Consider the following 23871-nt stretch of genomic DNA (forward strand, 5'->3'; position numbering starts at 1 on the left):
GGTACCCTTGACGGGTGAGCGCGAACTCGTCCTACGCCGCTGCCGGAGTCGACACCGCAGCAGGCGACCTCGCCGTCGAACTCATGAAGGCCTCGGTGGCCGCGACGCACGGTCCGAACGTGCTCGGCGGCGTCGGCGGCTTCGCGGGCCTGTTCGACCTGGCGTTCGCCAAGGAGTACGCGCGTCCGCTGCTCGCGACCTCGACCGACGGCGTCGGCACGAAGATCGCGATCGCGCAGGCGCTCGACAAGCACGACACCATCGGGCAGGACCTGGTGGGCATGGTCGTCGACGACATCGTGGTGGTGGGCGCGAAGCCGCTCTTCATGACCGACTACATCGCGTGCGGCAAGGTGGTGCCCGAGCGCATCGCCTCGATCGTCACGGGCATCGCGAAGGCGTGCGCCGAGACCGGCACCGCCCTCGTGGGCGGCGAGACGGCCGAGCACCCCGGACTCATGGGCGTGAACGACTACGACGTGGCGGGCGCCGCCGTCGGCGTGGTCGAAGCCGACCGCCTCCTTGGCGCCGAGCGCGTGCGCGACGGCGATGCGGTCATCGCCATCTCCTCGAGCGGCCTGCACTCCAACGGATTCTCGCTCGTGCGCCACATCCTCGCGAACGCCGGACTGCACTACGGCGACACCGCGGCCGATCTCGGCACCACCTGGGGCGAGGCGCTGCTCGAGCCGACCCGCCTGTACAGCGGCCAGCTCGTCGAGCTGCTCGACGGCCCGCACGGGTCCGCCGTGCACTCGCTCTCCCACGTCACGGGCGGCGGGATCGCCGCGAACCTCGCCCGTGTGCTGCCGGTCGGCTCGTGGGTCGAGGTCGATCGGTCGACGTGGTCGCCCGCGGCGGTGTTCCGCTCGCTGAGCGCCCTCGCCGGGTCGACGCTCGAGAGCTCCGAGGGCACCTGGAACCTCGGCATCGGATTCTTCGCGGTCGTCGAGGCGGATGCCGCGGCCGACGTCATCGCGAGCCTCGAGCGTCTCGGCCTGCCGTCCTGGCAGGCCGGAACCGTGACCGTCGGCGCACGCGACCTCGACGGCTTCGAGCAGGGCGCCAAGGGCGTCGACGGCGGAGCGGTCCGCCTCGTCGGCGGCTACGCGAGCTGAACCGGGGACTGTCTCCGATGCCGCGGAACCCGCGTGCGAGCACCGCTCCAGCGGTCTCGATCGGCCTCATGGGCACGACGCCGCCCGAGACGCTGGCCGCGCTCGCGCCGCGCATCGAGCGCCTCGGGTTCGCCGGGCTGTGGCTGAACGACGTGCCGGGCGGCGACTCGCTCGACGGGCTCCGCGTCGCGGCATCCGTCACGTCGACGCTCCGGCTCGCGACCGGCGTGATCCCGATCGACCGGCGTCCGGCCGCGTCGCTCGACCTCGACGGCCTGCCCGCCGAGCGCACGGCGATCGGCATCGGGTCGGGTCGAGCCGACCGGCCGGTCGCGTCGGTGGGCGAGGCCGTCGCGCGACTGCGCGAGCGCACCCGGGCGGAGCTCGTGGTGGGCGCGCTCGGCCCCCGCATGCGCCGGCTCGCGGCCGAGGAGGCCGACGGCGTGCTGCTGAACTGGCTGACGCCCGATGCCGCGTCTGTCGCGATGCGCGAGCTCGCCGCCGACGCGGCCGGGCGTCGCGTTCGCGGCGTGCTCTACGCACGCACGATCGTCGACGAGGCTGCGAGGCCGGTGCTCGTGGCCGAGGCGTCGGCGTACGACGCCTACCCGGCCTATGCGGCGAACTTCGACCGTCTCGGGTTCCGCGCGATCGACTCGACGATCGATCGTTCGGGCCGGCTCGCGGACTACGCGTCGGCCTCGGAACCCGTCGACGAACTCGTGCTCCGCGCGATCACCCCGGGTTCGACCCTGGGTGAGTTCGAGTCGTTCGTCGAGCGCGCCGCAGTCTGGGCCGGAACGACCGAGGAGTCGTGAACCGGTCAGCGGTGATCGGGCAGGCTAGGCGCGCTGCTCGTGCTGTTCGTCGTCGGTGACGTAGCTGTCGTCTTCGTCGTCGGCATACTCTGCCCACTTCGCAGCTTCTTCGGAATAATCGTCATGCGAACTCGTGAGTTCGCGCTCAAGCGCCGAGTAATCGGTGTTCGGGCTGAAGTACTTCAGCTCCCGAGCGACCTTGGTGTGCTTGGCTTTCTGACGGCCGCGCCCCATGCGTGACCCCCTTACGACGTCTGGCCGGGTGGCATTGTCTTCACCCGGCGCTTCTGGTTTGTATGAATTCGTCCGACCGCCAGTTTAGCACCGCCGTGAGCCTGCCGATCTCGCCGTGCACAGGCGCGTCATGACCGTGCAATTGGGCGGGCGCACAGCTGGACGTGGTTCGATGGAACCGTGACGTCGAGCCCTGAACGCGTGAAGATCGCGGTGATCGGCGCAGGGCAGGCGGGACTCTCGGTCGCGTACTACCTGCGCCGTTTCGAGCTGGTCGCGGGCGAGGATTTCGTGATGCTCGACCGCGCGCCCGGTCCGGGCGGCGCATGGCAGCATCGCTGGTCGTCGCTGCGCCTCGGCACCGCGCACCGCGTCAACGACCTCCCCGGCATGGCCGACCTCGGCCTCAGCTTCGACACGGCCGACCGCACGCTGCCGGCACGCGACGTCGTCGCCGATTACTACGGCCGGTTCGAGCAGCACTACGACCTCCGGGTGCGTCGCCCCATGGACGTGCGCTCGGTCTCGAACGAGGGCGTCGACCTGGTCGTGCGCTACGACGACCTCAGCCCGCAGCCGATCGACGAGCAACGCGCCCGCGGGTTCTTCGGCCGCATGCGCAAGTCGTTCCAGGAGCCGCCCGAGCAGGCGCCGCCGCGCCACGAGCTCGCGGTGCAGTTCCTCGTCAACGCGACGGGCACCTGGGGCTCCCCGTTCGTGCCCTACTACCCCGGCATGACCTCGTTCCAGGGCCGGCACCTGCACACCTCCGACTTCGCCGACGCCGAGGACTTCCGCGACAAGCACGTCGTCGTCGTGGGCGGGGGCACCTCGGCGATCGGGTTCATGCTCGAGCTCGAGGGCATCGCGTCGCAGCTCACGTGGGTGTCGAGGCGGCCGATCGACTGGCTCGACCGGCAGGAGCTCGACCTCGAGGGCGCGTCGGCAGCCGTCGCCAAGCAAGACGAAGCCGCGCGATCCGGTCGCTCTCTGCCGTCGATCGTCAGCGGCACGGGCGTGCCGAAGAACCGTCGCATCGCGGCGGGCATCGAGCGAGGGCTGCTCGTCGCCCGGCCGATGTTCGACCGCATCGACGCCGATCGCGTGGTGTGGGAGGGCGACGACGACCACCCGGCGAGCGAGGTCCGCGCCGACGCGATCATCTGGGCCACGGGGTTCCGCCCCGAGCTGCGCCACCTCGCACCGCTCAAGCTCCGCGAGAAGGCCGGCGGCATCACCGTCGGCCAGGGCGCGTCGTGGAACGATCCGCGCATCTTCCTCGCCGGCTACGGCCCGCAGGCCTCGACCGTCGGCGCCAGCCGGGCGGGTCGCATGATCGCACGCCAGATCATGGCGATGCTCTGACGCTCAGTCCAACGAGTCGCTCGTCGTCAGCGGCATCCGCCGTGTCCTGATCGCTCGGGCTCCGGAACCCGGGCGAGAACGGAACGGGCGACGGATGCCGCGGCATCCGTCGCCCGTGACGACTACGGCTTGTGCTGCTTCGAGCCCGATGCCGGCTCGACCGAGCGCCGGGGCGGACGCACGGGCTCGCCACGGCGGTCCTGACCGGGCAGCGGGCGGGAGCGCCGGCCGTAGATGAGGTCGGAGGAGTCGAGCAGCCACGGCACGAGCGCCACGGTGACGCCGTGCACGAGCAGGAGCTTCTGGCTGATGCGGCGGGATTTGTGGTTGTGGAGGATGCCCTCCCACCAGTGCCCGACGATGTACTGCGGCAGGTAGACCGTGATCACCTCGGAGCCGTGTTCCTCGCGCCGCTGCTTGATGTACTGGATCAGCGGGTAGCTGAGGTCGCGGTAGGGCGACGACAGGATGCGCAGCTTCACGTGCACGTTCTGCTTGACCCAGTCCTTCTTCAACTGCTTGGTGGCGTCTTCGTCGAGCGAGACGTGCACGGCCTCGAGCGAGTCGTGACGCGCGGCGATCGCGTAGTCGAGCGCCTTCAGCACGGGCTTCTGCATGCGGCCGACGAGCACGATCGCGTGGTCGCCCGACGAGCCGAAGGTGGTGGTCGGGTCGGGTTCGATCTCGCGCTCGACGTCGCGGTAGTAGCGGTTCACGCCCACCATGAGCGTGAAGAGGATCGGCATCATCACGAACACGATCCACGCGCCGTGCGTGAACTTGGTGACGGTCACGACGATGAGCACGATCGCGGTCATGCCGGCGCCGATGGCGTTGATGACGAGGGCGCGCAGCATCGCCGACCGCGAGATCGCGCGCTCGTCGGCCGCCGCGGCGCGAGGCGATCCCTTCGACGACGGATGCCGGCCCTTCGACAGCTCGCGCAGCCAGTGGCGCACCATGCCCGTCTGACCCAGCGTGAAGGAGACGAACACGCCGATGATGTAGAGCTGGATGAGCACGGTCAGGTTGGCCTGGAACACCACGAGGATCACGGATGCCGCGAGCGCCAGGATCAGCACGCCGTTCGAGTAGATGAGCCGGTCGCCGCGGGTCGAGAGCGACTTGGGCGCGTACCCGTCGCGGGCGAGCACCGAGCCGAGCAGCGGGAACCCGTTGAACGCGGTGTTGGCCGCGAGCAGCAGCACGAGGGCCGTCGCCGCCTGGATCAGGTAGAAGAACGCGCTCGAGTCGCCGAACGTCGCGCCCGCGACCTGGGCCATGAGGCTCAGCTGCGGCTCGGTGGCGCATTCGGCCCAGCCGATGAGGTGGCACGGGTCTTCGGCGTAGTGCACCTGCGAGATGAGCGCGAGCGCGGTGAGGCCGGCGAACAGGATGATCGCGATGCCGCCCATGAGCACGAGCGTGCGCTGCGCGTTGCGCACCTTGGGGCGGCGGAACGCGGGCACGCCGTTCGCGATGGCCTCGACGCCCGTGAGGGCGGAGCATCCGCTCGCGAACGATCGGAGCAGCAGCAGGATCACGCCGGCCTGCGTGAGCGACTCGGCGTCGACCTGGTAGACCGACGACTCCGCGACGGGCGCGTCGCCCATCACCGTGCGCGTCAGGCCGACCACGATCATCACGAAGACGCTGCCGATGAAGAGGTAGGTCGGAATGGCGAAGGCCTTCGACGACTCGCTCACGCCGCGCAGGTTCACCGCGGCGAGGATGATCACGAAGATCACGGCGAGCTCCACGCGGAACGGGTCGAGCTCTGGGATCGCCGAGATGATGTTGTCGACGCCCGAGGCGACCGACACGACGACCGTCATGACGTAGTCGACGAGCAGGGCGGAGGCCACGACGAGGCCGGCCTTCTCGCCGAGGTTGCGGTGCGCGACCTCGTAGTCGCCGCCGCCCGACGGGTACGCGCGGATCAGCTGGCGGTACGACGCGACGACCGTCACGAGCAGCACGACGACGGCGACCGCCACCCACGGCGCGAAGCTCAGGAAGGCGAGTCCGCCGACCGTGAGGATCATGAGCAGTTCCTGCGGCGCGTACGCCACGGAGCTCAACGGGTCGCTCGCGAAGATCGGGAGCGCCAGGTGCTTCGGAAGGAGCTGCCCCTCGAGCTTCTCGGTCGGCAGCGGGTCGCCGATGATCCAGTGCTTCGGCGATTTCAGTTCGGGGGGCGGTGAATCCGCCTCATTTGTCACGGCGGATGACACTACACCCGCTGCGGGCCATGTCAAGTCGACGGATGCCGCGTGGCTCGAGACCCGCGGAAATCCGCCGCTCACCGGGGGCTGCGTCGGACGTCCCGACGAGCGGGAGGGCGTTCAGCGCAGCAGCAGGTAGGCCGTAGCAGCGGCCGCGATGCCGAGCGCGAGCGTGACCAGCACGTTGAGGATCGCCGCGCGCCATCTGCCGCCGTCGAGCAGTTCGATCGTCTCGACGCTCCAGGTGCTGAAGGTCGTGAGCCCGCCGCAGAAGCCGGTGACGAGCACGAGCCGGAGGTCGCCGTCGATCGCCGCGCGCTCGGCGAGGCCGAGCACGGCGCCGGCGATGCCGGAGCCGACCACGTTCACGATGAGGATTCCGCCGGGAAGGTGCCCCGGGCGCACGGGCAGGGCCCGGGAGAGCGCGAAGCGGATCACGGCGCCGACCGAGCCGGCGACGATGACGGCGACCGCGACGAGCGGGGCGAGCGAGGCCGTCACAGCGTCTGTCCGGCGTCGGTGACGGTGGTCGGCATGGGCCGACGGGCGAGGAGTGATCCGAGCCGCAGCCCGGCGGCAGCCAGCACCAGGCCGCCCACCACTGAGACGCCGAGGTACAGCGCCGCGAGCCACGCCTCGCCGGCCCCGGTCAGGAGCACGACCGCGGCGAGCACCGCCGACATCGTCGTGAACGATCCGAGCAGGCCCGACCCGAGGCCGGCCTTCACCCAGTTCGGCGTCGAGTGGCGCTTCCAGAGCCCGCCGACGAGCCAGCCGAGCACGAACGCGCCGATCAGGTTCACGGCGAGGGTGCTGAACGGGAACGCGTCGTCGTCGTGGGGGAGCGCGAGGTCCCAGCCGAGTCGCAGCCCGGTGCCGACGAGGCCGCCGACCAGCACGGCGAGGTAGGAGCGCACGCGTCGAGCGTACGCGACCGGCTCGCGGCCGGCCCGCGAAGCGCCGTGTCGAGACCGGTCAGGGTTACGACACGGGCTGCGCGAGGTCGTAGGCCCAGTCGTTCGTGTGCAGCACGATGCCGGGCTTCACCTCGAACTCGAGCGGCCCGAGCAGCGCGAACCCCGCCTTGCGGCACACGGCGTTCGACGCGGCGTTGTCGACGCGCGGGTAGGCGTGCACGGTCAGCACCTCGCCCGAGGCGCGCGCGAGGTCGAGCATGGCGCGCACTGCTGCAGGTGCGATGCCCATGCCGCGGTACTCGGCCTCGACCGACCACCCCGACTCGAGTGCGGGCTCGCCGCCGTGCTCGTGCTGCCAGTACCCCACCATGCCGACGCCCTCGGGGTGCCCGGGGATCGTGATGCGGAACTGGTTCGCGGTGCCCTCGGCCTGCAGGCGCAGGTACCTCGCGTGCCGCGCGATGACCTGCTCGTCGGTCTCGGGGCCGCCCATCTGGTCCATGAGCTCGGGCGTGTTCGCCCGTCGGAGCAGGTCGAGGTCGTCGTCGGACCAGGGTTCGAGTGCGACATCCGTCATGCCCTCACCCAACCACGACCCGCCGACGCCGGTGCGGGCGCCGTCGCCGGACGGCACCCGCACCGGCCGAGTCGCTAGAGGTAGCGCTCGGCGTACGCCGTCATCGCGTCCCGCACGAATCGGGCGCCGTCGACGCCGCCGTAGTTGGCGCCGAAGCGCTCGTCGGCCACGTACATCTCGCCGAGGCCGAGGAAGTACTCCCTGCTCGGGCCATCGGCACCGCCGCCGGGCGTGCCGGGGATGCCGCGCAGCCACTCGAAGTGGCGCTGCGCGAGCGCCTGCGCCTCGTCGCCGGCGGGGTCGATGCCGCGGTCCGCCGCGGCGACCCAGTCGGCGTTGAGCGCGGCGAGGCGCTGCTGCCACGCGCGCTTCTCGTCGGCGCCCATCGAGCGCCACCACGCGTCGCTCCTCGCGTACGCGTCCGCGCCCCAGCGCTGCTCGACCTCCTCCTTGTGCTCGGTGTGGTCGAACCCGTCGAACATCTGCTCTGCCATGAGTCGTTCACCTCCTTCCAATGCGTCGATGGTCTTCTCGACCGACACGATCTGCCGTGCCAGCCGATGCTGCTCCCCACGCAGCCACTCGAGGTGGCTCCGGAGGGCGTGCGGAGCGCGGTCCTCGCGCTCGAGCACGTCGGCCACCGCCGGGAGGCCGAGGCCGAGCTCGCGCAGCAGCAGGATGCGCTGCAGTCGAACGAGCGCCTCGGCGTCGTAGTAGCGGTACCCGTTCGCGCCGATGCGCGCCGGGGCGAGCAGCCCGATGTCGTCGTAGTGACGCAGCGTGCGGCTCGTGGTTCCGGCGAGCTTCGCGATCTCCTGGATCGACCAGTCCACGGCGGGCTCCCTTCTCTCGTGCGGTGGGTCGGCCGTTCATCCCGACGAATGCCACGGTAGAGGTTGACGTTACGTCAAGGTCAAGCACGCGGCATCCGCTCGCCCTTGCAATTGGGCAAGACGCGATATATCGTGTTTCCAGCAGACGCGATATATCGCGAGCCTGTCTCGGCAGAAGAGTCAGACCATGACCGATGCCGCGGCATCCCCCCCGCAACAGAAGGAGCACCCCATGAGCATCGAGCAGTGGGTCATCAACCCCGGCGAGACGCGCGTGATCGACCTCGAACTCGTGCGCCGGCTCAAGGTCGGCCTCATCGGCGGCAAGGTCGACGTCATCGCGCACGACGAGCCCGGCGCGCGCGTCGAGATCGGCGGAGTCACGGGCAAGGACCTCAAGGTCTCGATCGTGGGCGACGTGCTCGAGATCGACCACCCGCAGCTCGGGTGGGACAACTTCATCGACGTGTTCAAGGGCTGGGCGGGCAACGCCAAGGCCGATGTCTCGATCCTCGCGCCCCGCCACGTCGCACTGAAGCTGGGCATGGTCTCGGGCGACGCGCTCATCGCCGGCTTCACGACCGACGCGAAGGTCAGCACCGTCTCGGGCAGCGTCGTCGTCGACAACCACGAGGGCGACCTCGAGGTGTCGAGCGTGTCGGGCGAGATCTCGGTCGGCAACCACGTCGGCGCGATCGACGCGCACTCGGTCTCGGGCGACGTCGTCGCGACCGGCGACATCTACGGCTTCGACGCCGACACCGTCTCGGGCAACATGATCGTCGATGCGCAGGGCACCCCCGGCAAGATCGACACCAACACTGTCTCCGGTTCGCTCACCGTGCGCTACGACGCCGGTGCGGGTGCGCGCTACCGCATCAACACGGTCGGCGGCACGGTGCTGCTCGACGACACCCGCATCAAGGGCGTGCTCGGCAAGGGCTTCGAACGCGTCACCGGAGAGCTCGCGGGCCGCTGGCTCGATCTCGCCGCGAACAGCGTCTCGGGCTCGATCTCGGTCATGACGCGAGCACGCAGCGACTCCGACGGCACGGGGACGACGGATGCCGGCGGCTCCGCCGACTCGAGCGGCGCGGACGGCGCGGGCGCAGAGCGTGACGCCGAGGCATCCGTATGACTCCGCCGGTCTTCGCGCACGGGAGCCTGAGGCTCTACCTGCTCGCGCTGCTCGACGGGCGGTCGCGCCACGGGTACGAGCTCATCCAGGCGCTGAGCGAGCAGTTCGGCGGCACGTACACGCCGAGCGCGGGCACGATCTACCCCCGGCTCGCGAAGCTCGAGGAGGAGGGGCTCGTCACCAAGGCCGCCGACGGCCGCAAGACCGTCTACGAGATCACGCCCGCGGGCCGTGCCGAACTCGAGTCGCGGCGCCACGAGCTCGACGACATCGAGAACGAGGTCACCGACTCGGTGCGACGCCTCGCCGACGGCGTCCGCGCCGAGGTGAACGACGCCATGCGGTCGCTGCGCGCCGAGTTGGCGAGCGCCGCCCGCGAGGCCAAGCGCGCCGCGACGACCACGACGGCCGGAGCGGGCTCGTCGGCCGGCTCCGGCAGCGGCGCGACCTCGTCGGGCGCGGCCGAGGGCGACCGCATCGCGTCGGAGCGCGCGCTGCAGGAGGCCGACCTCGCGATCACCGAGTTCCGTCAGCAGCTGCGCACCGACCTGCGCACGCACCGCGACCGCGTGCGCCCGGAGGCGGTCACGATGCTCAAGGCGCGGCTCGCACAGGTGCGCGCCGACGTGCTGGCCACCCTCGCCGACCGCTGAGGCGAGGGGTCGGAGGGCCGACGGGTGTCCCGACGCGCCGACCCTCCGGGTCAGGGGGCCGGTGCTGCGGGTGCGGCCGTCGACGACGCGACGCCGGGGGAGGTCGGCGCGGCAGGCGCTGCGGTGGCGGTGCCCGCCTGCTGCGGTGCGGTCCCGCCGGAGGCGCCGGCATCCGCTCGCTCGACCGACGCCCGCCTGATGGCGAACAGCGGGATGGTGTAGCCGCAGAGCGGGCCGATGAGCACCGCGAACGCGACGGTGCCGATGCCGACGTTGCCGCCGAGCAGCCAGCCGGCGGCGAGCACGACGAGCTCGATGCTCGTGCGCACGATCCAGATGCGCCAGCCGGTGCGCGCGTGGATGCCGGTCATGAGGCCGTCGCGCGGGCCGGGGCCGAAGTGCGCGCCGATGTAGAGGCCGGTCGCGATCGCGAGCACCAGGATGCCCGCCGGCAGCAGCAGGATGCGCACCCAGAGGTCGAGGCCCGCCGGGATCAGCCAGAGTCCGAGGTCGGCCGCGGGGCCGACGAGCAGCACGTTCATGATCGTGCCGAAGCCGGGCCTCTGCCGGATCGGGATCCAGAGCAGCAGCACGAACACGCTCGTGATGACGGTGATCGGGCCGAAGTTGAGGCCGGTCTGCTTGGAGATGCCCTGCGTGAGCACGTCCCACGGCGCGACCCCGAGCTCGCCGCGCACGATGAGCGCGATGCCGATGCCGTAGAGCAGCAGGCCGACGTAGAGCTGCACGAGACGGCGTGCGAGGATCGGTGCCGGATCGCGGAACGAGGTGAAACGGGGGAGCATACGGTCAATCCAATTCCATGATTGGCCTTCTCGTACACATCCAATCCTCGTAAAGTGGCCTGATGGTGGATCGCTCGCTCAGTGCCCGTTCGCTCGAACTGCTCCTCGGCGACTGGCGCGGTCGCGGCAGCGCCTACGAGGCGCTCGCCGACCGCATCCGGCTGCTCATCGTCGACGGGCGCATCCCCGTCGAGACCCGCCTGCCGGCCGAGCGCGACCTCGCCGACCGCCTCGGCGTGAGCCGCACGACCGTCGCCGCCGCCTACCGGCGCCTGCGCGAGCTCGACCACCTGCACAGCGTGCGCGGCTCGGGCAGCGTCGCGCGGCTGCCCGGAGCCCCGGCCATCCTGCCCGCGGCGTTCGAGTCGGAGTACCTCGACTTCTCGAAGGCCGCGCCGCCCGCACTGCCCTGGCTGTCCGACCTCGCCCGGCGGGCCGCCGAAGACCTGCCCGCGCACCTCGGCGACTCCGGGTACGACCCGATCGGCATCCCGCCGCTGCGCCAGGCGATCGCCGACCGGTACGCGCAGCGAGGACTGCCGACCTCGCCAGACCAGATCATGGTGACGATCGGTGCCCAGCACGCGATCGCGCTCGTCTCGCGCGCGGTGCTCGGCCGCGGCGACCGCGCGCTCATCGAGATGCCGACCTACCCGCACGCCTACGAGGCGCTCCGGGGTGCGGGTGCGAGGCTCGTCGGGTCGCCCGTCGTGCCGCACCCCGCGGGCGGCGCCGGCACCGCCGCCGCGATCGACGCCGACCGCGAGGAGGCGGCGGGCCTCGTGCAGTCGATCCGGCATTCGAACCCCGCGATCGCCTACCTCATGCCCGACTTCCAGAATCCGACGGGGCGCACCATGAGCCGCGAATCGAGGGCGCGCGTGCTCGACGCCGCGGCCAGGCAGGGCACCGTGGTCATGGCCGACGAGACGATCGCCGAGCTCGACATCGACCGGTCCGAGGCCTTCCCGCCCATGGCGGCAGACGGCCCCGCGGTGCTCATCGGCAGCGTCGGCAAGACGATCTGGGGCGGCATCCGGGTCGGCTGGATCCGCGCCGACCGGCCGCTGATCCGCCGCCTGCTCGCGGTGCGCGCACCCGGCGATCTCGGCACCCCCGTGCTCGAGCAGCTCATCGTCGCGCGTGCCCTCGAGCGCATGGACGACGTGATCGCCCTGCGTCGCGAGCAGCTCCGCGCGGGCCGCGAGCTCGTCGAACGGCGGGTCGCCGAACTCCTGCCCGAGTGGCGCGTGCCGCACGTCGACGGCGGCATCGTGACGTGGATCGGCCTCGGCGCGCCGGTCAGCTCGCAGCTCGTGCTCGCGGCGCGCCAGGAGGGCCTCATCGTCACGGCCGGCCCGAGGTTCGGCGTCGACGGCGCCTTCGAGCGGTTCCTGCGCGTGCCGATCTGCCAGAGTCCCGAGGCGACGGATGCCGCGGTGCAGGCGCTCGCACGGGCCTGGCGCTCGCTCGGTGGGGTGCCCCTCGGCGAACCCGATCCCGAACTCCTGGCCTCCGTGGTCTGACCCGCGCGGCTGTGCCCGAGGTGCGGCGGGCGCGCCGACGGTCGGGGCCGCCGAAGACGACGACCCCGACCGTGTCGCTCAGTGGCGCTTCGGCTGTCGGCGGAGACCGACGAGCCCGAGCCCCGTGGCGAGCAGAAGCCCGCTCAGCGAGAGCCAGCCCGACTCGAAGCCCGTCGAGGCGAGCGATCCGACGCCGGCCTGCTCGAGGCCCGTCACCGTGCCGCTCGCGACCGTCGTTCCCGAGCCGCCCGAGCCGCCCGAGCCGCCCGAGGTTCCCGGGTCGCCGGGCGTTCCCGGGTCGGTCGGGTCGACCGGGTCGGTCGGGTCCGTCGGGTCGACCGGGTCCGTCGGGTCGACCGGGTCGACCGGGTCGACCGGGCCGGTCGGGTCGCCCGGGTCGCCGGGAACCACGACGGTCGACGATCCACCCGTGCTGCTGTCGCCGACGACCGAGATCGCGTTGCCGCCGACCGTGATCGGCAGCGCGACGCTCGGGATCAGCTGCGTGCCGCCGAGCAGGCCGTCGAGACCCGACGTCGTCGGGCCTCCCGTGCCCCCCGTGCCCGGAGCGACCTCGGTGGCCGCGTCGGTCGACGTGGAGTCGCCGATGACGCTGATGGCGTTGCCGCCGACCGTCACGGGTACCGCCGCGTCGACGACCGCCTGGGTGCCGCCGAGCAGCGATTCCTCGCCCGAGGTCGAGGCGCCGTCGCCGCCGGTCGCCGTCGCTGCCGGGGTGACGGATGTCGCGGCATCCGACGACGTGGAGTCGCCGATGACCGAGACGGCGTTGCCGCCGACGGTGACCGGGATCGCGAGGTCGACCAGGCCCTGGAGCCCGCCGAGCAGCGAGTCGTCGCCCGACGTCGAGGCGCTGCCCTCGCCCGTCGTGGCGCCGCCCGACGCGGCCGACGGTGCGGAGGACGCCGCGTCGGTCGACGTGGAGTCGCCGATGACGCTGATGGCGTTGCCGCCGACCGTGACCGGGATGGTCGCGTCGACGACCGCCTGGGTGCCGCCGAGCAGCGAGTCCTCGCCGCTCGTCGCGGGGGCCGCCTCGGGCGCCGGTTCGGCAGCCGGTGCGACCTCGGTCGCGGCATCCGTCGACGTGGAGTCGCCGAGCACCGAGATGCCGTTGCCGCTCACGGTCACCGGCACGCTCACGTCGACGAGGCCCTGGAGGCCGCCGAGCAGTGAGTCGTCGCCGCCGGTCGTCGCCGCTTCGGAGGCGGGCTCGGCGGCGGGCGCCGGTGCGACCTCGGTCGAGGCATCCGTCGACGACGAGTCGCCCAGCACCGAGATGCCGTTGCCGCTCACCGTGACCGGCACCGTGATCGACACGAGGGCCTGCGTGCCCGAGAGGATGCCGTCGTCGCCGCTCGTCTCCGAGGCGTGCGCGACGCCGGCGCCGAGGAGCGTGAGCCCCCCGGTGACGAGGGCGGCGTACAGCGCCCTCGTGGCCAATCGCTTGAGTTCCATGGTGTTGCTCCTGACTGATCGCTGGGTTGCCCGCATCGGAGCGATGCAGGCGATGACCGGGTCCGCCGGAGGCTCGAGGCACGCCTGAGGCGCGCCCGATGAGCGGGCGGAGCGGTCCCCGTCAGTCAGGGGTGGTGTCGGTCTCGAAGACCGGCGACGACGGAAGCGCGTCGTCGACAGAGGAGAGCGTTCGGGACGCCGAGGCGTCGAGCGACTGCGATGCGTCGACCGCGTCGGAGCCGGTGAGGCCGGCGCCCGAGCCAGAACCGGCGCTCTGCCCGCCGGCGGGAGCGGAGGAGCCGGCCGGGCCTCCCGTGGGACCGCCGGCGTCGCCGGGAGGCGCGGCCGTGCGGATCTCGCCGCCGTGCGACGTGCCCGCGACTCCGGGCGTCGCGGCTCCCGAGGCGCTTCCGTCTGGTCTGAAGGACGCCTCGGCTCGCGCGGGCGCATCCGACGCCCGCTGGGCGGGCTGCGCGGGTGGGGCACCAGTGGCGGGCTCGGCGGGCACCTGCGCGCCGGGCGGCGATGACGTCCCGCCGTCGGAGCCGCCGGGATCCGCCGGTCCGCCGTCGCCGGGCGAGACCACGCCCGGCAGGAGCGGCACCTCGGGAAGGTCGGGCAGCACGCCGCTCGGGAGCTCGCCGGTCGAGCCGACCACTCCGCCGAGCAGGTCGTCGACGCCGCCCGTCACGGGCGTGACGACGGCACTGACGCCGCCTTCGCCGAGCACCCCGTCGACGACGCCGCCGACGATCGGCACGCCGCCGACCACGCGGTCGACCACGCCGACCACCGGATCCACGATGGCGCCGACGGTACCGCCGCCCGCGACATCCGTCACCGTCTGCGTCGTCTCGTCGACCACGACCACCACGGCCTCGTCGGCCGTGTCGAGCACGGCGTCGACAGTGCCGGTCGCCCCGTCGACGACCGACGGCACCACCGCGACGACGGGAGACAGAGCTTCGGGCACGACCTCGACGACCGGGTCGAGCACGGTGTTCACGGGTTCGACGACCGTGTCGACGACGGCCCCGAGGGTGTCGCCCACGGCATCCGTCGTCGCCGAGACCCCGCCGAGCAGGGATCCGACCGCGCCGAGCAGACCGTGGCCCTCGGGTTCGTCGGCCGAAGCGCTCTGGGCGCCCGAGAACAGGGAGATGGTGAGCCACGCGGCCGAGATGCCGGCGCCGAGGAGGGCGTACCTGACCCCGGTACGACTGAATGAACTCGTCGTCGAACCCAACCGGATCACCCCCATCCTTCCTGCACCATATCGGGTGTCCCCCGAACAGGGCTAGTGGCGCGTCGCAGAAGTCCGGTGCCGGATACGTGCTTTCACAGGCATCCGTGACCGAATCGGGCCTCCCGCACTGCGAGGATTGACCCCATGTCACTGCTCGCTGCGCTCAGCATGAAGAACCGTGCGCTCATCGCGCTCGTCACCGTCGTCGTGGCGATCTTCGGCGGAATCTCGCTGACCTCGCTCAAGCAGGAGCTCGCGCCGTCGATCTCCTTCCCGCAGCTCTCGATCATCACCCAGTACCCGGGTGCGTCGCCCGACGTGGTGAACACCGACGTCTCGACCCCGATCGAGACGGCCATCCAGGGCATCACCGGGCTCGAGGACACCTCGACCAACAGCTCGACTGGCGTGTCCCGCGTCACCGCGAGCTTCACGTACGGCACCGACCTCGCGTTCGCCGAGCAGAAGCTGCTCTCGTCGATCAACCGCATCTCGAGCCAGCTGCCCGACGACGTCGACCCGCAGGTGCTCGCGCTGAGCCTCGACGACTTCCCGGTGCTGCAGATCGCCGTGACCGGCGCCGACGACCCGGCGACGCTCTCCGACGAGCTGACCCGCACGACCCTCGGCGAGATCAAGGACGTCGACGGCGTGCGCGACGCGACCCTCGTCGGAGACTCGGGCCAGCGGGTGACGATCACGCCCGACCCCGAGCAGCTCGCGGCGTACGGACTCACCTCCCAGGCCATCGGCGACGCCCTCGCGCAGAACGGCGTGCTCATCCCCGCCGGATCGATCACCGAGGGCGACAAGACCTACTCGGTGCAGACCGGAGCCCGCATCGAGAGCATCGACGAGCTCGCGGCGCTTCCCGTGCTCGGCGGCACCGAGGCGGCGCCGGTCGCTCCGGATGCCTCGGCCGGCGCACTCCCCGACGGCACCGCGCTGCCCGGGGCCGGCGCCGCGGCGACCGTGCCCGTCGCACTCACGATCGACGACGTCGCCTCCGTCGAGCTCGACGAGAACCCGGTCACGAGCATCTCGCGCGTCAACGGGGAGCCGGCGCTCACCATCCAGGTCACGAAGCTGCCCGCCGCGAACACCGTCGACGTCTCGACCGCGGTGACCGCGCTGCTGCCCGACCTCCAGGCGTCGCTCGACACGACCAACCCGGGCGCCGAGTTCACGGTCGTCTTCGATCAGGCGCCCTACATCCAGCAGTCGATCGAGTCGCTGGCGACCGAGGGCCTGCTGGGCCTCGCGTTCGCGGTCATCGTGATCCTGCTGTTCCTGCTCTCGGTGCGCGCGACCCTGGTGACGGCCATTTCGATCCCGACGTCGGTGCTGATCACCTTCATCGGGCTGCAGGCCACGGGCTACACGCTCAACATCCTGACCCTCGGCGCGTTGACGATCGCGATCGGGCGCGTGGTCGACGACTCCATCGTCGTGATCGAGAACATCAAGCGGCACCTCGTGGCGGGCGTCGACAAGTCCGCGACCATCGTGCACGCCGTGCGCGAGGTCGCCGGCGCGATCACCGCCTCGACCATCACGACGGTGGCTGTGTTCCTGCCGATCGCGCTCGTCGAGGGCGTGACCGGCGAGCTCTTCCGCCCGTTCTCGCTGACCGTGACGATCGCGCTGCTCGCGTCGCTGCTCGTCTCCCTCACCATCGTGCCCGTGCTCGCCTACTGGTTCCTCAAGCCGGCCAAGGTGCACGCGCACGGGGGCGAGGCCGGAACGGATGCCGCGGCCGCGGCGTTCGTCGACGAGGCGGGCGCCGGCGCGCCCGACGAGCTCGAGCACCCCTCGCGACTGCAGCGCGGGTACCTGCCGATCATCGCCTGGACCCTGAAGCACAGCGTCGTGACGATCCTCATCGCGGTGCTCGTGCTCGGCGGCACGATCGCCATGGTGCCGCTCATGAAGACGAACTTCCTCGGCTCGTCCGGCCAGAACACCTTCCAGGTCACCCAGGAACTGCCGGTGGGCTCGAGCCTCGACGCGATGGACGCGGCGTCCGAGCCCGTCGAGCAGGCGATCCTCGACACCGAGGGCGTCGAGACGGTGCAGACCTCGATCGGCTCAGGCAGCGGGCTGGCCGCGATCTTCGGAGGCGGCAGCGCGACGGTGACCTACTCGATCACCACCGACGAAGACGCCGACCAGGAGGCGCTCCAAGACGACGTGCGCGAGTCGCTCGACGGGCTGTCGTCCGACGTCGGCGAGGTCACGCTGACCGCGTCGAGCGGGTTCGGCGCGTCGAACGACATCGCGGTGAACATCACCGCGTCGAACGCCGAAGACCTGCAGGCGGCCACCGACGCCATGGTCGAGGAGTTCGAGGGCTTCGACTCGCTCACGCAGGTCAGCTCGAACCTGTCCGAGTCCCGCGAGTACATCGCGGTCGAGATCGACCGCGACGCCGCGGCCGCCGCCGGCTTCTCCGAGGTCGCGCTCGGCGGGTACGTGTCGGGCAAGATGTCGCCGCAGGCGAAGGGCTCGATCGTCATCGACGAGCAGACCCTCACGATCTACATCGCCGACGAGAACCCGCCGACCACGGTCGAGGAGCTGCAGGCGCTCGAGGTGCCGACGCCGACGGGCCTCGTGCGTCTCGACGAGCTCGCGACGGTCGAGACGGTCGACGGTCCCACGTCGATCACGACCGTGCAGGGTCTGCGCAGCGCGACCGTGACGGCCACCCCGGCCGGCGACGACCTCACGGCGGCCAACGCCGACGTGGCGACGGCGCTCGCCGAGGTCGACCTCCCGGCGGGCACGACGGCCGAGATCGGCGGCGTCTCGGCCGACCAGGCCGAGTCGTTCTCGCAGCTCGGGCTGGCCCTGCTCGCGGCGATCCTGATCGTCTACATCGTGATGGTCGCGACGTTCCGCTCGCTGCTGCAGCCGCTGCTGCTGCTCGTCTCGGTGCCGTTCGCCGCCACGGGCGCCATCGCGCTGCAGGTCATCACGGGCGTGCCGCTCGGCGTGCCTTCGCTCATCGGCGTGCTCATGCTGGTCGGCATCGTCGTGACGAACGCGATCGTGCTCGTCGACCTCGTGAACCAGTACCGCGACCGGGGCATGAGCGTGCGCGACGCCCTCGTGCACGGCGCGTCCCGCCGTCTGCGCCCGATCCTCATGACCGCGCTCGCGACGATCTTCGCGCTCGTGCCCATGGCCCTCGGCATCACCGGGCACGGCGGGTTCATCTCGCAGCCACTCGCGATCGTCGTGATCGGCGGACTGCTCTCGTCGACGGTGCTCACCCTCGTGGTGCTGCCCGTGCTCTACAACCTCGTCGAGGGCGGGCGCGAGCGTCGGGCGGCCAAGCGCGCGGCCCGCGCAGCGAGCGCCGCCGACGACGCGTCGACTGCACGGGTGCCGGCGACGGTCGGAGCCCCGGCCGACGCGGCAGCGACGACGGACGCCGCGTCCAGCGCGCCCGCTGCGCCGGCTGCGCCCGAGGTCTCGGCAGCCCCGGCCGCGCCGGTCGAGCCCGCGACGCCCGGCGAGCCCGCCGCACCGCCCGCCCAGAGCGACGCGCGTGACGACGACGCCGACGGGAAGCCCGGAGCCTGACTCGCGGCATCCGCTCGGATGCGGAAGGGCCCGCGTGCGATCACTCGCACGCGGGCCCTTCGTCGTCGCCGGCCGGATCACGCCCGGCCGGGGCATCCGTTCGATCAGACCTGCTCGTCGACGGGCGCCTCGAACTGGGCGTTGTAGAGGCGGTAGTACGCGCCCTTGGCCTCGAGCAGCCCAGCGTGCGACCCCTGCTCGACGATCGAGCCGTTCTCCATCACGAGGATCACGTCGGCGTCGCGGATGGTCGAGAGCCGGTGCGCGATGACGAAGCTCGTGCGGTTGGCCCGGAGCGCCGCCATGGCCTTCTGCACGAGCACCTCGGTGCGGGTGTCGACCGAACTCGTCGCCTCGTCGAGGATCAGCACGCTCGGCTGCGCGAGGAACGCGCGGGCGATGGTGATGAGCTGCTTCTCGCCGGCCGACAGGTTGCCGGCCTCGTCGTCGAGCACGGTGTCGTAGCCATCGGGCAGCGCGTGCACGAAGCGGTCGACGTAGGCGGCGACGGCCGCGGCGAGGATCTGCTCCTCGGTCGCACCGGGGTTGCCGTACGCGATGTTCTCGCGGATCGTGCCGCCGAACAGCCACGTGTCCTGCAGCACCATGCCGGTGCGCGAGCGCAGGTCGTCGCGCGTCATGTCGCGGATGTCGACGCCGTTGTACGTGATGCGCCCCGAGTCGACGTCGTAGAACCGCATGATGAGGTTCACGAGCGTGGTCTTGCCCGCGCCGGTCGGCCCGACGATCGCGACGGTCGAGCCCGGCTCGGCCACGAGATCCATGTGCTCGATGAGCGGCTTGTCGGGCGAGTAGCTGAACGACACGTCCTCGAACGCCAGGCGGGCGCCGGCTTCGCCGTCGTCGGCGACGGATGCCGGTGAGGCGGGCGTCTCGGGGTCGGCATCCTGCTCCTCGGCGTCGAGCAGCTCGAAGATGCGCTCGGCGCTCGCGACACCCGACTGCAGCAGGTTGGCCATGGAGCCGAGCTGGCTGAGCGGCTGCGTGAACTGGCGCGAGTACTGGATGAACGCCTGCACGTCGCCGAGGCGCATCGTGCCGCCGGCGACCATGAGCCCGCCGACCACCGCGATCGCGACGTACACGAGGTTCCCGACGAACATCATGGCCGGCATGATGATGCCCGACACGAACTGGGCGCCGAAGCTCGCGGTGAACAGCTCGTCGTTCTTCTCGTCGAACGCGGCGTCGACCTCCTTCTGGCGGCCGAACACCTTGACGAGCGAGTGCCCGGTGAACGTCTCCTCGATCTTGGCGTTCAGCATGCCCGTGTGCTTCCACTGCGCGGCGAACAGCTTCTGCGAACGCTTCGCGATGACGACCGTGATGATCGCCGACAGTGGGATCGTCACGAGCGCGACGAGCGCCAGCACGGGCGAGATCGTGAACATCATCACGAGCACGCCGACGACGGTGAGCAGCGAGGTGAGCATCTGGCTCATGGTCTGCTGCAGGCTCTGCGACACGTTGTCCATGTCGTTGGTGACCCGCGAGAGCACCTCGCCGCGCTGCATGCCGTCGAAGTACTTGAGCGGCAGGCGGTTGATCTTGTCCTCGACGTTTTCGCGCAGGCGGAAGACCGTTCGCTGGATCGCGCCGTTCAGCACCCAGCCCTGCATCCACATGAACAGCGACGCGAGCAGGTAGAGCGCGAGCACGCCCATGAGCACCATGCCGAGGGCCTGGAAGTCGATGCCCTGACCGACGCTGAAGTCGCTCATCGCGGACACCATGTTGGCGATGTCGTCCTGCCCCGCGGCGCGGAGCGCCTCGACGGCCTGCGCCTGGGTCGTGCCCGGTGGCAGCTGCCCGCCGAGCGCCGACGAGACGACGCCCTCGAAGATGATGTTCGTGCCCTCGCCGAGGAGCTTCGGCCCGAGCACGCTGAACACGACGCCGATGACGGCGAGCACGGTCACGGTGATGACGGGCCACGCCTCGGGGCGCAGCCGGCCGATGAGGCGCTTCGCCGAAGGCCAGAAGTCGATCGCCTTCTGCACGGGCGCGCCCGCACCGCCGCCCGGGCCACCGCCGAACGGGCCGCGGCGCGGGGGCGTGGCCGGGGCGGGTGCCGCCTCCGCCTCTGCGGCGACCTCGGCCTGCGTGGCCGCGCTGATCGAACCGGTGTCGACGGGCTCTGCGGTCTGTGCGCCGTCGCGCTGCTCGGTGGTCATGCTGCGGCCTCCTCGGCGCTGAGCTGGCTGGAGACGATCTCCTCGTAGGTGGGCGAGCTCGCGAGCAGCTCCTCGTGCGTGCCGCGGGCGACGATCTCGCCGTGCTCGAGCACCAGGATCTGGTCGGCGTCGACGATGCTCGACACGCGCTGGGCGACGACGAACATCGACGCGTCGCCGATGTCGGCCCGCAGTGCGCGCCGCAGCCGGGCGTCGGTCGCGACGTCCAGCGCCGAGAACGAGTCGTCGAAGACGTAGATCTCGGGCCGTTTCACCAAGGCCCGCGCGATGGCCAATCGTTGGCGCTGGCCGCCGGAGACGTTCGTGCCGCCCTGGGCGATCGTGGCCTGGAGCCCGCCCGGCATGGCCTCGACGAATCCGCGGGCCTGGGCCACCTCGAGCGCGTGCCAGAGTTCGTCGTCGGAGGCGTCGGGCTTGCCGTAGCGGAGGTTCGACGCCACCGTGCCCGAGAACAGGTAGGGCTTCTGCGGCACGAGCCCGATGCGCTCCCAGAGCACGTCGGGGTCGAGATCGCGCACGTCGACGCCGTCGATGCGCACGCTCCCCTCGGTCGCGTCGAAGAGGCGCGGCAGCAGGTTCACGAGCGTGGTCTTGCCGGCACCGGTGCTGCCGATGACGGCGGTGGTCGTGCCGGGCTCGGTGGCGAACGTGAGGTTTCGCAGCACCGGCGCCTCCGCGCCCGGGTAGGCGAAGCTCACGTCGTCGAGCTCGATGCCGCCGTGCACCTCGAGGTGCATCGTGGGCTCGAGCGGCGGCACGACGCTCGAGCTGGTCTCGAGCACCTCGCCGATGCGGTCGGCGCTCACGGAAGCGCGCGGGATCATCACGGCCATGAAGGTCGCCATCATGACCGCCATGAGGATCTGCATCAGGTACTGCAGGAACGCCATGAGGGTTCCGACCTGCATGCTGCCGTCCTCGATGCGGAACGCGCCGAACCAGAGCACCGCGACGCTCGAGACGTTGAGCACCGCCATGACGACCGGGAACATGAGGGCCATCAGGCGCCCGGCGCGGGTCGCGACATCCGTGATCTCGGTGTTGGCGACCTCGAAGCGGTCGCGCTCGACCGGCTCGCGCACGAAGGCCCGGATGACCCGGATGCCCGTGAGCTGCTCGCGCAGCACGAGGTTCACGCGGTCGATCTTCTGCTGCATGACGCGGAAGAGCGGCACCATGCGCGTCACGATGAGGCCGACGGCGATGAGCAGCACCGGCACGCTGATCGCGATGAGCCACGACAGCTCGAGGTCCTGCTGCATGGCCATGATCACGCCGCCGATCGCGAGGATCGGCGCCGAGACGAGCATGGTCGAGGTCATCAGCACGAGCATCTGCACCTGCTGCACGTCGTTCGTCGTGCGGGTGATGAGCGACGGGGCGCCGAACTTCGAGACCTCGCGCTCCGAGAACTCGCCGACCTTGCGGAACACGCCGCGCCGCAGGTCGCGGCCGACGGCCATGGCGACCTTCGCGCCGAAGTACACGGCGGTGATCGAGCAGGCGACCTGGAGCAGGGTGATGAGCAGCATCCACCCGCCCGTCGTGACGATGTACCCGGTGTCGCCGGTGGCGACGCCCTGGTCGATGATGTCGGCGTTGAGCGTGGGCAGGTACAGCGAGGCCATCGACTGGGCGAGCTGGAACACGATGACGCCGACGACGAGCCACGCGTACGGCTTGACGTAGCGCTTCAACAGGGAGAGGAGCATGCGATGCGGCTTTCTACGCGATGACGGATGCGGTGGCGGATGCGGCCGAGTGTGGCGCGGCCGAGGGCGGCGCGGCCGAGGGCGGTGCCGTCGACGGCGGCACGACGAAGGGCGAGTCGATGACGGATGTCGCGGCGCGGCGCCCTTCGGCGCCTGCCGGCGTGCCGGCAGCATCCTGACGCGCCGAGAACCCGTGCAGCAGCAGCTCGCTGATCTCGGCGGCCGGCACGATGTCGCCGTTCGTGATCAGCGGATGGGTCATCGAGAACGTGGCGTAGCGGATGAACTGGGCTGCGCGCCGCGGCGGGATGGCGAGCTGTTCGCGGTGCGGCAGCAGCACGTCGGTGATGGCCTGGATGACGGGTTCGTTGTCGGGCGGCCGGCGCCTCGCCTGCTCGGGCGTGCGTTCATGGAAGCCGAGGATCGCGACGAGCGCGAAGATCTGCTCGGTGCGGTGCTGGGTGAGCTCGACGACCGCGCGGATCACGTCGTCGAGCTCGGCCGAGGCCGGGATCTCGCTGATCGCGTCGACCATGGAGGTGGCCTCGATGTGCCGGTGGATCGAGTCGTGGATCAGCTCGTCCTTGTCGGCGAAGACCGAGTAGAGGGTGCCCTCGGCGACGCCGGCGGCCTCGGCGAGTTGCTTGCTCGTCACGTCGCGCCCGTACTGCACGAGCAGCGGCACCGCGGCATCCATGATGACCGCACGGCGTTCTTCGCGGGCGAGCGGTTTCGCCCTGGTGGTTCGATCTGCCATTCCGGAATCATAACTGAGTGAGCGCTCATTCAGAATGGCGGATGAGGAGTGGCTGGTGTCGCCGGGCGGCAAGTTGGTACCGTCGCCGCAGGGGTGAGCCGAGCCGCACCCGAGGCGGGAACCGATGGAACGAACGGATGTCGCGGTCGACGCGTTCCTCGACGGCGTCGACGACCCCCGGGCGGGCGACCTGCGCGCCCTCGACCGCGTGATCGCCGACGAGCTGGCCGGCCTGGAGCGCGTGCTCTGGCAGGGCGTGATGTGGGGCGGAACCGAGCAGCGCATCATCGGCTACGGCGGCATCAGGCAGCCGCGGCCCCGGGGCGCCGACGTGGAGTGGTTCCTCGTCGGCCTGGCGATGCAGCAACGTCATCTCAGCGTCTACGTCAATGCGGTGGAGGGCGGCGAGTACCTCGTGCAGGCTCGCCGGACGGTGCTCGGCAGGGTGAAGGTCGGGGCCGCCGCCATCACCTTCACGCGGCTCGACGACCTCGATCTCGAGGCGTTCCGCCTGCTCGTGCGGCGGGCTCGCGAGCTGGCCGGCGACGCGACCTGATCGCTGGTTTGTGGGTGCGACACGCCCGGGGTGTGGGGTGGATTTGTGTGGGGTGGGGTGGGGTGCGTATGTTTGTCCTTGTCGCCGCGGCGGTCTGGTCTTCGGGC

The 23871-nt window shown here is 71.1% G+C and carries 20 protein-coding genes; 8 read left to right on the top strand and 12 right to left on the bottom strand.

The window, feature by feature from the left end; all coding sequences use genetic code 11:
- The first annotated feature begins 14 nt into the window (after positions 1 to 14).
- Together purM and ACFVS8_RS18140 are read left to right on the top strand one after the other, a co-directional pair.
- Positions 15 to 1118 carry a phosphoribosylformylglycinamidine cyclo-ligase gene (purM, locus tag ACFVS8_RS18135; RefSeq protein ID WP_387065502.1) on the top strand — a complete coding sequence of 368 codons (1104 nt, stop codon included), beginning with the start codon at positions 15 to 17 and terminating at the stop codon, positions 1116 to 1118.
- Between the two features lie 17 nt (positions 1119 to 1135).
- Positions 1136 to 1936: an LLM class flavin-dependent oxidoreductase gene (locus ACFVS8_RS18140; protein WP_387065505.1), complete on the top strand. Its 801-nt coding sequence runs from the start codon at positions 1136 to 1138 to the stop codon at positions 1934 to 1936.
- Positions 1937 to 1960: 24 nt separating this feature from the next.
- On the opposite strand, the gene ACFVS8_RS18145 is transcribed toward ACFVS8_RS18140, so the two are convergent.
- On the bottom strand, positions 1961 to 2170 hold the full coding sequence (locus ACFVS8_RS18145; protein WP_092969401.1) for a DUF3073 domain-containing protein: 210 nt from the start codon (positions 2168 to 2170) through the stop codon (positions 1961 to 1963).
- Positions 2171 to 2350: 180 nt separating this feature from the next.
- On the opposite strand from ACFVS8_RS18145, the gene ACFVS8_RS18150 reads away from it, so the two are divergent.
- Complete coding sequence (locus ACFVS8_RS18150) at positions 2351 to 3535, top strand: FAD-dependent oxidoreductase (RefSeq protein ID WP_387065509.1); 1185 nt, start codon at positions 2351 to 2353, stop codon at positions 3533 to 3535.
- A 122-nt stretch (positions 3536 to 3657) separates the two neighbouring features.
- Here ACFVS8_RS18150 and ACFVS8_RS18155 read toward each other — a convergent pair whose 3' ends face one another.
- The 5 genes from ACFVS8_RS18155 to ACFVS8_RS18175 all read right to left on the bottom strand — a co-directional run bounded on the left by ACFVS8_RS18155 (position 3658) and on the right by ACFVS8_RS18175 (position 8087).
- A complete protein-coding gene (locus ACFVS8_RS18155; protein WP_387065512.1) occupies positions 3658 to 5757 on the bottom strand; it encodes an APC family permease in 2100 nt (699 codons plus the stop codon).
- A gap of 123 nt (positions 5758 to 5880) precedes the next feature.
- Entirely contained in the window at positions 5881 to 6261 is a 381-nt protein-coding gene (gene crcB / locus ACFVS8_RS18160; RefSeq protein WP_387065515.1) for a fluoride efflux transporter CrcB, read from the bottom strand.
- Positions 6258 to 6677 carry a fluoride efflux transporter FluC gene (locus ACFVS8_RS18165; protein WP_387065517.1) on the bottom strand — a complete coding sequence of 140 codons (420 nt, stop codon included), beginning with the start codon at positions 6675 to 6677 and terminating at the stop codon, positions 6258 to 6260. Before ACFVS8_RS18165 ends, crcB begins: the two co-directional genes overlap by 4 nt.
- A 64-nt stretch (positions 6678 to 6741) precedes the next feature.
- Positions 6742 to 7317 (bottom strand): GNAT family N-acetyltransferase, encoded by a 576-nt coding sequence (locus ACFVS8_RS18170; RefSeq protein WP_387065520.1) that lies wholly within the window; start codon positions 7315 to 7317, stop codon positions 6742 to 6744.
- Between the two features lie 11 nt (positions 7318 to 7328).
- Positions 7329 to 8087, bottom strand: coding sequence for a MerR family transcriptional regulator (locus tag ACFVS8_RS18175; RefSeq protein ID WP_387065523.1), 759 nt, complete (start codon positions 8085 to 8087; stop codon positions 7329 to 7331).
- A 232-nt stretch (positions 8088 to 8319) separates the two neighbouring features.
- On the opposite strand from ACFVS8_RS18175, the gene ACFVS8_RS18180 reads away from it, so the two are divergent.
- Positions 8320 to 9225 (top strand): DUF4097 family beta strand repeat-containing protein, encoded by a 906-nt coding sequence (locus tag ACFVS8_RS18180; RefSeq protein WP_387065526.1) that lies wholly within the window; start codon positions 8320 to 8322, stop codon positions 9223 to 9225.
- Positions 9222 to 9878: a PadR family transcriptional regulator gene (locus ACFVS8_RS18185; protein WP_387065530.1), complete on the top strand. Its 657-nt coding sequence runs from the start codon at positions 9222 to 9224 to the stop codon at positions 9876 to 9878. The genes ACFVS8_RS18180 and ACFVS8_RS18185 overlap by 4 nt, the downstream gene beginning before the upstream one ends.
- Before the next feature lie 50 nt (positions 9879 to 9928).
- Here ACFVS8_RS18185 and ACFVS8_RS18190 read toward each other — a convergent pair whose 3' ends face one another.
- Entirely contained in the window at positions 9929 to 10684 is a 756-nt protein-coding gene (locus ACFVS8_RS18190) for a YitT family protein (RefSeq protein ID WP_387065533.1), read from the bottom strand.
- 62 nt (positions 10685 to 10746) lie between these two features.
- On the opposite strand from ACFVS8_RS18190, the gene ACFVS8_RS18195 reads away from it, so the two are divergent.
- The gene (locus ACFVS8_RS18195; protein WP_387065535.1) at positions 10747 to 12210 is read left to right on the top strand and encodes a PLP-dependent aminotransferase family protein; all 1464 of its coding nucleotides are present in this window, start codon (positions 10747 to 10749) and stop codon (positions 12208 to 12210) included.
- Between the two features lie 78 nt (positions 12211 to 12288).
- On the opposite strand, the gene ACFVS8_RS18200 is transcribed toward ACFVS8_RS18195, so the two are convergent.
- On the bottom strand, positions 12289 to 13689 hold the full coding sequence (locus tag ACFVS8_RS18200; protein WP_387065538.1) for a chaplin family protein: 1401 nt from the start codon (positions 13687 to 13689) through the stop codon (positions 12289 to 12291).
- A gap of 121 nt (positions 13690 to 13810) precedes the next feature.
- Positions 13811 to 14944, bottom strand: coding sequence for a hypothetical protein (locus ACFVS8_RS18205; protein ID WP_387065541.1), 1134 nt, complete (start codon positions 14942 to 14944; stop codon positions 13811 to 13813).
- A 135-nt stretch (positions 14945 to 15079) separates the two neighbouring features.
- Between ACFVS8_RS18205 and ACFVS8_RS18210 the strand changes: the two genes are divergently transcribed.
- Positions 15080 to 18523 (top strand): efflux RND transporter permease subunit, encoded by a 3444-nt coding sequence (locus ACFVS8_RS18210; RefSeq protein WP_387065544.1) that lies wholly within the window; start codon positions 15080 to 15082, stop codon positions 18521 to 18523.
- 104 nt (positions 18524 to 18627) lie between these two features.
- Here the strand turns inward: ACFVS8_RS18210 and ACFVS8_RS18215 are convergent, their stop codons facing one another.
- From ACFVS8_RS18215 to ACFVS8_RS18225, 3 genes are read right to left on the bottom strand one after another with little or no spacing between them, the layout of a single operon-like run.
- On the bottom strand, positions 18628 to 20718 hold the full coding sequence (locus tag ACFVS8_RS18215; protein WP_387065547.1) for an ABC transporter ATP-binding protein: 2091 nt from the start codon (positions 20716 to 20718) through the stop codon (positions 18628 to 18630).
- Positions 20715 to 22451, bottom strand: coding sequence for an ABC transporter ATP-binding protein (locus ACFVS8_RS18220; RefSeq protein ID WP_387065550.1), 1737 nt, complete (start codon positions 22449 to 22451; stop codon positions 20715 to 20717). Before ACFVS8_RS18220 ends, ACFVS8_RS18215 begins: the two co-directional genes overlap by 4 nt.
- A gap of 13 nt (positions 22452 to 22464) precedes the next feature.
- On the bottom strand, positions 22465 to 23208 hold the full coding sequence (locus tag ACFVS8_RS18225; protein ID WP_387065554.1) for a TetR/AcrR family transcriptional regulator: 744 nt from the start codon (positions 23206 to 23208) through the stop codon (positions 22465 to 22467).
- A 124-nt stretch (positions 23209 to 23332) separates the two neighbouring features.
- Between ACFVS8_RS18225 and ACFVS8_RS18230 the strand changes: the two genes are divergently transcribed.
- Positions 23333 to 23764 carry a hypothetical protein gene (locus tag ACFVS8_RS18230; protein WP_387065557.1) on the top strand — a complete coding sequence of 144 codons (432 nt, stop codon included), beginning with the start codon at positions 23333 to 23335 and terminating at the stop codon, positions 23762 to 23764.
- Positions 23765 to 23871: the final 107 nt, after the last annotated feature.

This window comes from Agromyces sp. NPDC058110, assembly GCF_042884735.1.
Taxonomy (GTDB): Bacteria; Actinomycetota; Actinomycetes; order Actinomycetales; family Microbacteriaceae; genus Agromyces.